This is a genomic window from Streptomyces glaucescens, from assembly GCF_002154375.1.
Lineage (GTDB): Bacteria > Actinomycetota > Actinomycetes > Streptomycetales > Streptomycetaceae > Streptomyces > Streptomyces glaucescens.
Genome location: NZ_MUND01000055.1, coordinates 21,823 through 29,403 on the forward strand (window position 1 = coordinate 21,823; position 7,581 = coordinate 29,403).

The window sequence follows — 7,581 nt, forward strand, 5'->3', positions numbered from 1 at the left end:
TCCATTACATGCCGATGCGGCGGCCGCAAGGCCGCCGCATGAACCGCTCGGGCCGGTGGCCCGGTCAGTGCTGTGCCCCGGTGCCGTCCGCAGCTCCCTTCTCGACCATCATCCGACTGCTGACGAAGCTGACCACCACCAGCGCCACGGCGACCCAGAAAGCGACCTCGATCGCGTGCAGCGAGGCCGAGGCGCCGCCGGACGCCGCACTGTTGAGATAGACGCTGCCCAGGACGGCGACGCCGAGCGTGGCACCCAGCTGCTGGACGGCGTTCAGGAGCCCCGCGGCCGTCCCGATCTCCTGAGGCTTCAGCGGGTGCAGGGAGATGCTGAAGAAGGCGGGGCTGAAAAGGCCGGCGCCCACGCCGATGACGCCCAGCGCTACCAGCAGCGGCGTGGGGTACGCCGAGGGGTCGGCCGAGTGGTACACGGCGATGGCGGCCAACGCCCCGGCCAGAAACACTCCGAGACCGAGCGGCATCGTGCGGTGGCCGAGGCGCGGGATCAGATGGGCACCGGCCACCCACGACGCGACGGCCAGGCCGACCGACCACGGAGCGAGCGTCAGACCCGCGGAGAGCACGTCGGTGCCGAGCCCCAGCTGAAGCTGCAGCACGATGACCATCATCAGACCGTTCGTCACCGCGAAGAAGCAGGTCGAAGTCACCAGTGCAGCCGGGAAACTGCGACGCCTGAACAGGCTCGGCTCCACCAGCGGGCTGCGCCCGCTCGCGGCCACCCGGCGTTGATACAACGCGAACACGACCATCACGACCAGACCGGCCACGATGGCCGCCCAGCTCCACCCGGACAGCGCGGAGATGTCACCGTCGATGAGCGGGTAGACCACGAGCCCGACACCGATCACGGCCAGGAGCGTGCCGGTCAGGTCGAGAGTGGGCCGGTTCGGAGCGCGGTCCTCCAGCATCTTGGGGGCGATGGCGAGCACGATCACGGAGAGCGGGACGTTGACCAGGAAGGCAGCGCGCCACGACGAGCCGAACAGGTCGGCATGGGTCAGGACGCCGCCGAGCACCGGGCCGCAGACGGCGGCCAGGCCCATCACCGGGCCGATGCTGCCCAGGGCCTTCGCCATCTCGGCGCCGGAGAACATGGTCTTGATCAGCCCGATGGTCTGGGGAATGACCACGGCCGCCGCCGCGCCCTGCACCACGCGGAAGGCGATCAGCAGACCCACCGTCGGCGCCAGGGCGCACGCGACGGACGCCAGCATGAATCCGGTGGTGCCGACGACGAACATGCGCCGCCGGCCGGCGATGTCACCCAGTCGGCCACCGGTGATCAGCAGCACCGCGAACGGGAGGGTGTAGGCCGTCGTGAACCACTGGATGTCGGACACCGACCCGCCCAGGTCGGCATGGATCGCAGGCGCGGCTACCTGGACGATCGTCGCGTCCAGCAGGTTCATGGCCTCACCGAGCAGCAGGGCGGTGAGCGCCAGCCATCGCCATCGGTACGCCGCCGTGGGAGTCGGCGTGATCACACGCTCAGCAGTCATCGGAGTTCCTCTCCATTCTTGTCGGTACATCGACTCGACGCCCTCTCCCCCGGGGGGACAGGGCGTCGGGTTCGACCACGAGCCACAGTGGAGGGGCGGATCCGACGACTCCAGTCAGAGCGGGAAGATGGACGATTCCTTCCATCGGAGGCACACGCGGTGGTGATATCCCACGCGCCGCCCTGCGCGCGTACCCGCGGTCGTCGGCCCCACGGCGGGGGCGATCACGCCGACGCGAGTGTGCGCTTCCTTCAGGCAGCCGCCTGGGATGGAAAAAATGCTCCAGTTCAGCGCCGTTACTGGAGGCGACATGCGTGCCGACTCCACGCTGGGTTCCCCTGGTCACCGCCTCGTGCGCCAGGGCTTCACTTCCCTACGTCCTTCCTGCTCAGGAGCCTGAATGGCAGCCGTGCCCGCTACCCACAGAGAAGTCCGCCTCGTCGCCAAGCCCGACGGTTTGCCACGGCTGGAGCATCTCCGTGTCGTCGAGACGCCCTTGGTTCCGCCGAGGGAAGGCGAGGTACTGGTCCGCAACCGCTTTTTCCATGTCTTCGCCACGCTGCGCATCCTCATCGCGGGTGCGACGCAGGACACCCCGTTCCCCGTGCTCAACGCCGGCGACACCCTGGTCGCAGCGGCCATCGGCGAGGTCGTCCACGCCCAGGAGAACTGCACGCTGCGGCCGGGTGATCTGGTGTCGCACTGGCTGGGCTGGCGCGAGTACGCCGTCGTGCCCGCGGCCGAGTGCATGCGGCTCGACGGCGAAGCGCTGCCCGATCCGATCACCCATCTGGAGCAGGGCTGGACGGCCTACGCGGCGCTGACCCGAGGGGTCGACCTCCGCCTCGGGGACACGGTTTTCGTCTCCTCCGGCGGCAGCGGAATCGGCGCGATGGCCGGGCAGATCGCCAAGCGTCTCGGCGCCGGCCGCGTGATCGCCAGCACCAGCTCGCGGCAGAAGGCCGACCGTCTCGTGAACGAACTCGGCTACGACGCGGCCGTCGTCCGCGGCGCGGAGCCGATCGTCGAGCAGCTCGCGAAGGCCGCACCGGACGGCATCGACGTCTTCTTCGACAACGTCGGCGGCGAACAGCTGCGGGCGGCTGTGGAAGCGGCACGTCCAGGCGCCCGGTTCGTCCTGGTCGGCGCCCTGTCCGGACAGCTCTCCGAAGACGGCACGGGCACCTCCGCACCCGTCGAGCTGGACTCCCTGCCACTCATTCACAAGCGGATCGTGATGCGCGGCTTCAGCTCGGACGACTTCGAGGACCGTATGGAGTGGACCGAGCGGTTCGGTGCGTGGCTCCGTGCGGGGGAGATGGTCTTCCCCCACGTCCGGATCAAGGGCATTGAACAGGCGCCGCAGGCCCTGCTGGAGGTGATCGAAGGGCGCCACATCGGTGCCGTCATCGTCGAGCTGTAGCTCTGCTCCCCAGCTCCGTGCCTCGTACGCAACAGCGGTGGGCCGGCGGAGAGTTCCGCACCGCTCCGCAGCCCCGCCCTCACCTCGACACGCCGAGAAGGAGTCCCCGTGCCGCGCGCCAGCACTGAAGTCCTCGACCTCCCTGTCGATGTCCGTCCCGAGCCGGACGTACTGATCCGGGCCGCCATGGAGTGGCACTTCCACCCCGATACAGGTTCCCGGTTCTGGCTGGAACGGGCCAAGACCCTCCCCTTCGATCCCCGCAGCGACATCCGCACCCACGAAGACCTCCGGCTCTTCCCGAACATGGCAGCCGAACTGCGCGACGTCCCTGCCGAGGTCCTGATCCCCCAGGGCTACGGCCGGCGCCCCGACGTCGTCGGAGTGTTCGAGAGCGGCGGGACCACGGGTGCCCCCAAGCGGGTCGTCCTGCTCCGCGACTGGCTGGAGCGCATGCTCCACTGGAGCAACGCCAACCTCGACGCCCACGGTTTCCCCGGCGGCGCGAACTGGCTCGGCCTCGTCCCGACCGGCCCGCACATCGTGGGCGAGTACTTCCGCAGGTCCGCGACCACCCACGGGCGCCATGGCTTCACCGTCGACCTCGACCCCCGCTGGGTGAAGAAGCTGATCGCCGGCGGACGGGGCGCCGATGCCGACGCCTACGCCGAACATCTCATCGACCAGGCCGGGCTCGTGCTCCGTACCCAGGACATCGGTGTCCTGACCATCACGCCCCCGCTGCTTGAGCGGCTGGCCCGCCGGGACGACCTGGCCGAGCTGGTCAACGAGAAGGTCCGGGCCATCCGCTGGGGCGGCACCCAGCTGGATCCCGATTCGCGCTACCTCTACAAGACCGAGGTCTTCCCCAAGACGGTCCTGTGCGGCAACTACGGCAGCACCATGATCCTCGGCATCGCCGGCGAGCGCCCGGACCTCCCAGAGGACTCCGGCTGCGTCTTCGACGCCTACAGCCCGTACGTGACGTTCTCCGTCGTCGACTCGCAGACGCTCCGGCCCGTCGCATACGGCGACCGCGGCCGCGTCCTGGTCCACCACGTCAGCAAGTCGTTCTTCCTGCCCAACAACCTGGAGCGGGACACGGCGGTCCGGATCGAGCCCCTCGCGGGTCACGTCGGCGACGCGGTGGCGGACATCGCTCCGGTCGAGACCTTCGAGGACGAGGCCGTAATCGAAGGGGTCTACTGATGGCGGAGCCCCGCACCGATCCCGCACAGCTCGACGCCTTGGGGGCGCAAGGCACGTTCCGAGCCCGCAACCGCGTAGCCGTGACCGACGTCGCGGGCCGGGAGGTCGCCGAACTGAGCCTGGTGCCCCCCGTGTTCGTCGAGCGCACGATGAAGTCCCTGCACCGCGCCGCCAGTGCCGCAGTGGACGAGCGGATCAGCATGATCGCTCGCGCCGCGGAGCTGTTCTCGACCGCCGCGCTGGGCGGCCAGTCGGTCGAGGAGTACGAGTACCTGGTCAGCCGGGTCGGCGGAATCCCGATCTCCGAAGTGCGGGCCACCACCCGGGCGATCGCGGCCCGGCTGAGGAAGGTCCACTACAGTGTGGAGCACGCCCGGCCGGCCGGATCGGTGACACGGTGGGACGACCCACTGACCCGCACCGGCCGTGCGGTGTGGGCACGGCGCGGGAGCGTCTTCGCCGTGCACGCGGCCGGCAACCACCCCGGCCCGCACAGCCTCTGGCCGGAATCGCTGGCGCTGGGCTACCGCGTCGCAGTCCGGCCCTCCCGGCGCGAACCCTTCACCCCGCACCGGCTGATCACGGCACTGCGCGGCGCCGGCTTCAACAACGACCAAGTGGTGCTGCTGCCGACCGACCACGCCACCGCGGACGCCGTGCTGCGCGGCGCCGACCTCGGCATGGTCTACGGAGGCGAGGACGTGGTACGCAAGTACGCCACACACTCGTCGATCCTCCCGCAGGGACCGGGCCGTTCGAAGATCCTGGTGACCGAAGAGGTGGACTGGAGGGACCACCTCGACACCATCGTCGACTCCGTGAGTGGCCACGGCGGCACCGGTTGCGTCAACACCACCGCAATCCTCGTGGAAGGCGACCCGACCCCGCTCTGCGAGGCGCTGGCCGAACGTCTCTCGTCCGTGCCCAGCCTGCCGCCGGAGGATCCCCGGGCGGTCTGCCCCGTGCAGCCTGTAGCCACGGCCAAGGGCTTCGAGGCGCTCCTGTTGCACAAGGCGGCAGGAGCCAAGCCCTGGCTGGGCGGCGACGGCATCGCCGAAGAACTGGGCGACGGCAGCGCCGTACTCCGGCCCGCGATCCATCAGCTCGACCGGCCAAATGCGCCGCAGACCTCCGTCGAACTCCCCTTCCCCTGTGTGTGGGTCGCACCGTGGACGCACGAAGCGGGACTCACGCCCTTGAGGAACAGCCTCGTCCTGACGGTAATGACACACGACACCCGGCTCGTCGACCGACTGCTCGAAGAACCGTCGATCAGTAACGTGTACGTGGGAGACCACCGAACCTACTGGATGGAGTCCGGCATGCCGCACGACGGCTACCTCGCCGAATTCCTGATGCGCTGCAAATCGGTGATCAGGGACTGACCGTTATCCGTGGCGGCGAACGCTCGCCGCCACCACCGAGGCGGAGGAGACTTCCCCTCGGTGTTCCCGGGCAGCTGGGCCCGGATCACGACCGAGCGGAGCACCGATGTGTGCAGGCGTCGCCACCGGCGGCTTGCCGCGCCCTGCCACATGGTGCGTGAAGGATGGTGTGCGAATGCTCGACGACCTCGATCGCGCCTTGATCCATGCGCTGCACATCGACGGACGTGCCTCTTTCACGCAGATAGCGAACGTTCTGGCCGTGTCCCCACAGACGGTCTCCCGTCGTTACGACAGACTGCGCGAACACGCCGCACTCCGCGTCGTCGGACTGCCGGACCCCCACCTGACAGGCCACGAGCAGTGGTTGCTCCGCCTGACCGCAGCCCCTGAGACGGCACTGGATCTCGCTCACGCCCTGGTCCAGCGCCAGGACACATCGTGGGTCTACCTAACCGGTGGCGGCACCGAGATCGTCGCCGTGCTCGAGACACCCCTGGGCACCGCGCACGGTCATTCCCTGCTGCTGCGCGAACTCCCGCCCAGCATCGGACTCACGGCCGTCTCCGCGCACCACCTGCTGCACACCTATGTCGGCTGGCGCACCCCTTGGCGCATGAGCGCCAACACCCTCACCTCGCGACAGCAACGCCTCCTAAGAGGCACAAGCCAGATGGGACACCGGGAGCCCCGGCCCCCGGAGTACGGGCAGGTGCGGCTCTCCCCGGCGGACCACGCCCTCATGGACGCCTTGCGACGAGACGGCCGAACCAACCTCGGTGACCTCGCCGACGCCACCGGCTGGTCGCCGGCGACGGTGTCGCGCCGACTGGACAGCCTCCACGACTGCGGCGCGATCTTCTTCGACGTGGAGATCGACCCCGCGCTCCTGGGCGTCAGCACCAAGGTCCTGCTGTGGATGGCGGTCGCTCCCGCACATCTCGATCACGTGGCCACGAAGCTGGCCCGCCATAACGAACTCGCCCTCGTGGCCCACACCACCGGCCCCACCAACCTCGTGGCTCACGCTCTGTGCCGAGACACCGCAGCTTTCTACCACTACCTCACCCACGCTCTGGGCGCGGTGCGGGCAATCCGCACCCTGGAGACGGCCCCTGTCCTACGGACCCTCAAAGCGGTGGGAACGTTCGCGTCCGCGCCGCCGTCATCCCGCCGCGGGTAAGAAAGCGCCGAGCGCTCCGACAAAGCCGGGTGCTCCACCTATTTCCTGGTGCCTGCACAACACCTGCCAGAGACTCGGAACTACCTATCCCGACATCGGGAGGACAGGCAGCTGGTGAACGCTGCGGACGAGGGCCAGGGCGGGGACCGTCCCGTCCCTGGTCGACGGACCGATCCCCATCCTCACGTCGATGACGAGGCGCGAAACAGCGCACACGCGCAGCACCTCACCGAGTCAATCCAGCCCGTGCTGAAGTAGCGCAGAGCGCTGATCAGGCCCACCAGCGTGGCCGTGGGCGGCAAGCCGGGCGCCAGCGGGGGAGTCGGTCACCTGCTCCAGAAGGCCGGTAGGACGTGACTGCCGCACTCAGGATGCGACCGGCTATGCCCGGTACTGACGTGCACAAATATCTGGTGCGATCCCTGCTCCTGCCCGCTGCCGTATGGTCCGGTCAGCTAGTAGTACTTCGTTACGTTGGGTGATCTTTGCTGGTGGTGGGCATCCTCTCCGGTATGAGGCTGGGGGAGGTGGAACGGCTCCGGGGTGAGTTATCGGAGTTCGTTGCCGATGTGCTCGGGTCGTTGCCGCGCCGGGATCAGCGACGGTGGGGTGAGTGTTATCTGCGGGGTCTGATGCTGGACGGCCGACGGAAGTCGATCCAGCCGATGGCCGAGCGGCTGCCGGACGGGAACATGCAGGCCCTGCAGCAGTTCGTGAACCAGTCGCCGTGGGACCCGCTGCCGGTGAGGCGGCGGATCACTGAGCGGCTGGCCGAGGTGATCACGCCTGAGGTGTGGGTGGTCGACGACGTGTCGTTCCCCAAGTGCGGCTCCGCGTCGGTCGGGGTGGCCCGCCAGTACTT

The 7,581-nt window shown here is 68.8% G+C and carries 6 protein-coding genes; 5 read left to right on the top strand and 1 reads right to left on the bottom strand.

From position 1 onward, the window contains the following. Positions 1-64 precede the first annotated feature (64 nt). A complete protein-coding gene (locus tag CCN42_RS04400; protein ID WP_086733153.1) occupies positions 65-1,519 on the bottom strand; it encodes an MFS transporter in 1,455 nt (484 codons plus the stop codon). Between the two features lie 400 nt (positions 1,520-1,919). On the opposite strand from CCN42_RS04400, the gene CCN42_RS04405 reads away from it, so the two are divergent. The 5 genes from CCN42_RS04405 to CCN42_RS04425 all read left to right on the top strand — a co-directional run. Beyond that, entirely contained in the window at positions 1,920-2,942 is a 1,023-nt protein-coding gene (locus CCN42_RS04405; protein ID WP_086733154.1) for an MDR family NADP-dependent oxidoreductase, read from the top strand. 108 nt (positions 2,943-3,050) lie between these two features. Then, positions 3,051-4,151 (top strand): phenazine antibiotic biosynthesis protein, encoded by a 1,101-nt coding sequence (locus CCN42_RS04410; RefSeq protein ID WP_086733155.1) that lies wholly within the window; start codon positions 3,051-3,053, stop codon positions 4,149-4,151. Then, complete coding sequence (locus CCN42_RS04415) at positions 4,151-5,536, top strand: aldehyde dehydrogenase family protein (RefSeq protein WP_086733156.1); 1,386 nt, start codon at positions 4,151-4,153, stop codon at positions 5,534-5,536. Before CCN42_RS04410 ends, CCN42_RS04415 begins: the two co-directional genes overlap by 1 nt. A gap of 175 nt (positions 5,537-5,711) precedes the next feature. Beyond that, positions 5,712-6,719, top strand: coding sequence for an Lrp/AsnC family transcriptional regulator (locus tag CCN42_RS04420; protein WP_211294628.1), 1,008 nt, complete (start codon positions 5,712-5,714; stop codon positions 6,717-6,719). A 512-nt stretch (positions 6,720-7,231) separates the two neighbouring features. Beyond that, a partial coding sequence (locus CCN42_RS04425) for a transposase (protein ID WP_143661847.1) occupies positions 7,232-7,581 on the top strand: 350 nt, incomplete at its 3' end.

Coding starts and splice junctions, on each gene's coding strand:
- CCN42_RS04400 (WP_086733153.1), bottom strand. CDS start 1,519: ATGACTGCTGAGCGTGTGATCACGCCGACTCCCACGGCGGCGTACCGA.
- CCN42_RS04405 (WP_086733154.1), top strand. CDS start 1,920: ATGGCAGCCGTGCCCGCTACCCACAGAGAAGTCCGCCTCGTCGCCAAG.
- CCN42_RS04415 (WP_086733156.1), top strand. CDS start 4,151: ATGGCGGAGCCCCGCACCGATCCCGCACAGCTCGACGCCTTGGGGGCG.
- CCN42_RS04420 (WP_211294628.1), top strand. CDS start 5,712: ATGCTCGACGACCTCGATCGCGCCTTGATCCATGCGCTGCACATCGAC.